Origin of the sequence: Pseudomonas sp. CM25, assembly GCF_013179705.1 — a bacterium.
Lineage (GTDB): Bacteria > Pseudomonadota > Gammaproteobacteria > Pseudomonadales > Pseudomonadaceae > Aquipseudomonas.
The window spans coordinates 1-2,386 of sequence record NZ_JABMCW010000547.1; the positions used below are offsets into that span (position 1 = coordinate 1).

The 2,386-nt window shown below is 64.1% G+C and carries 3 protein-coding genes; all 3 read left to right on the forward strand.

Going from position 1 to position 2,386, the window contains the following annotated elements:
• A partial coding sequence (locus tag HP546_RS29225) for an NAD(P)-dependent oxidoreductase (protein WP_306125965.1) occupies positions 1 to 370 on the forward strand: 370 nt, incomplete at its 5' end.
• The gene (locus tag HP546_RS29230; RefSeq protein WP_172233049.1) at positions 367 to 1,818 is read left to right on the forward strand and encodes an aldehyde dehydrogenase family protein; all 1,452 of its coding nucleotides are present in this window, start codon (positions 367 to 369) and stop codon (positions 1,816 to 1,818) included. The genes HP546_RS29225 and HP546_RS29230, both read left to right, overlap by 4 nt.
• 180 nt (positions 1,819 to 1,998) lie before the next feature.
• A complete protein-coding gene (locus tag HP546_RS29235) occupies positions 1,999 to 2,316 on the forward strand; it encodes a DUF2388 domain-containing protein (RefSeq protein ID WP_016487609.1) in 318 nt (105 codons plus the stop codon).
• The last annotated feature ends 70 nt before the right edge of the window (positions 2,317 to 2,386 follow it).

Here is a 2,386-nt window from a genome sequence, read left to right on the forward strand (position 1 = left end):
TGTGCTGTCGATCAACTGCCCGCTGACAGCAGAAACCCACAACCTGATCGATGCGCCGCAACTGGCGCTGATGAAACCCGACGCCCTCGTGATCAACACCGGCCGTGGTGGTGTGGTCAACGAAGCGGCGCTGATCCAGGCACTGCAGCAAGACCGCCTGGGTGGCGTGGCACTGGACGTGGTCGAAGTCGAGCCGCTGCACCCAAGCAACCCGCTGTTCCAGCTGATCGAGCGCGACGACTTCCTGCTCAACCCGCATATCGCCTGGAGCAGCGAAGACGCCATGCAGCAGCTGATGGACAGCGCCGTGGACAACATCAGCGACTTCGTCGCCCGCCAGCTTTCTGCCAAAAGGATCCGCAGCGCATGACCCTCGTTACCAAAAGCAGCTACGTCGACGGCACTTTCGTTGCGCTCGGCAGCAGCGCCGACATCCTGGAAAACCGCAACCCGTCCAACCCGGGTGAAGTGGTCGAACGCTTCGAGCGCGCCGACCAGCGGCTGACCGAACAGGCCATCGCTGCTGCGCGTCGGGCGCAGCCGGCCTGGGCACACAGCAACCCGCAGCAGCGCGCCGATGCGCTGGATTTTATCGGCACCGAGATTCTTGCCCGCCGTGAAGAGCTCGCCGTGCTGCTGGCCCGCGAAGAAGGCAAGATCGTTCGCGAAGCCCTGGGCGAAGTGGACCGCGCCGGGCGCTCGTTCAAGTTCTACGCCCAGGAAGCCTTGCGCGCTGAAGGTGAGAAGTACCAGTCGGTGCGCCAGGACGTCGGCATCGATGTGTTCACCCAGCCGCTGGGCGTGGTCGGCATCATCGCCCCCTGGAACTTCCCCATTGCCATCCCGGCGTGGAAGATCGCCCCGGCCCTGTGCTTTGGCAACTGCGTGGTGTTCAAACCCGCCGAACTGGTGCCCTCCTCGGCCTGGGCCCTGGCCGAAATCATCGCCCGGGCCGGTTTGCCGGCTGGGGTGTTCAACATGCTGATCGGCCCAGGGCGCAGCGTGGGTGACACGATCATTCGTTCACCACTGGTCGATGGCATCAGCTTTACCGGTTCCGAGCACACCGGCCGGCAGATCGCTCGCCTGGCCGCCGAAGGGATGAAAAAGGTGCAGCTGGAGATGGGCGGCAAGAACCCGCTGGTGGTGCTCGACGATGCCGACCTGGAGCAGGCAGTGGACGTGGCGCTGAACGGCTCGTTCTACAGCACCGGCCAACGCTGCACCGCCAGCTCGCGGGTGATCGTGACCGAAGGCATTCACGATGCCTTTGTCGCGCGCCTGGCCGAACGTACCCGGGCGCTGAAGGTGGGGGATGCACTGCAGGCCAGCACAGATATCGGGCCGGTGGTCGACAGCCGGCAGCTGGAGCAAAACCTGTCGTATGTGGCTGCGGGCCTTGAACAGGGTGCGAAGCGGGTGTGTGGCGGCGAGCGTATCGACAACCAGGCGGGGGCATATTTCTTTACCCCGGCACTGTTCACCGAGGTCACCCCGGACATGCGCATCTACCGCGAGGAAATCTTCGGGCCGGTGCTGAGTGTGCTCAAGGTGGGTGACTATGAGGCAGCGCTCGCTGCGGCTGAAGACACAGCGTTTGGTTTGTCCGCCGGTATTGTCACCACGTCGCTGCGCCATGCCGAGCACTTCAAGCGCAACAGTTCGGCGGGGATGGTGATGGTGAACTTGCCTACGGCCGGGGTGGATTATCACGTACCGTTTGGCGGCAATGGTGCATCTAGCCTGGGATCGCGTGAGCAAGGTACGCATGCGCGGCAGTTCTTCACCCGGGTCAAGACCACTTATCAGTTGGCCTGATCGGGGCCGGGGGCCGCTTGGCGACCCATCGCGACACAAGGCCGCTCCTACAGAGGGCTGTCGCAGTCAAAGCAGCATCGGCAATCTCCAGCACGGCCCAGGGAACTACCTGCACTCCTGCACCCTCTTATTCACTGAGTGGTTTATTTCCTTGGGCTTCACGCTACTGGAGAACACGACATGCGCCACCTACTCCTCGCCCCTGCGCTGCTGCTCCTGCTGCCTGCCGGTGCCGCCCTGGCCCGCGTCGATGCGGGCGACGTCGCCACCTCGGCCGGTGTTTCCGCCTCGTTGTACTCGACCTTCAAGGACGACAAACGGATCATCCCGGCCCGTGACGAGCTCTCTGCCTTTGTTGCCAGTGGCGGGGCTATCCGTGGCGCCTATGTGGAGTCTGCGCTGGAACAGGCCCGCAAGGACCATCCGGGGTTGCAGGCCAACGATGAAGAGCTGGCCCGCGCAATCCTCTCGCAGGATGACCGCATAGCCGACCATTGAGTAAACCTGCACCGGCCCTTTCGCGGGCAGGCCCGCCCCCACAGCCCTCAGGCCGACGCGGTCCCTGTGG

Bases quoted from the DNA above. Each gene is read 5' to 3' on its own strand.
- HP546_RS29230 (WP_172233049.1), top strand. From the start codon at position 367: ATGACCCTCGTTACCAAAAGCAGCTACGTCGACGGCACTTTCGTTGCG.
- HP546_RS29235 (WP_016487609.1), top strand. From the start codon at position 1,999: ATGCGCCACCTACTCCTCGCCCCTGCGCTGCTGCTCCTGCTGCCTGCC.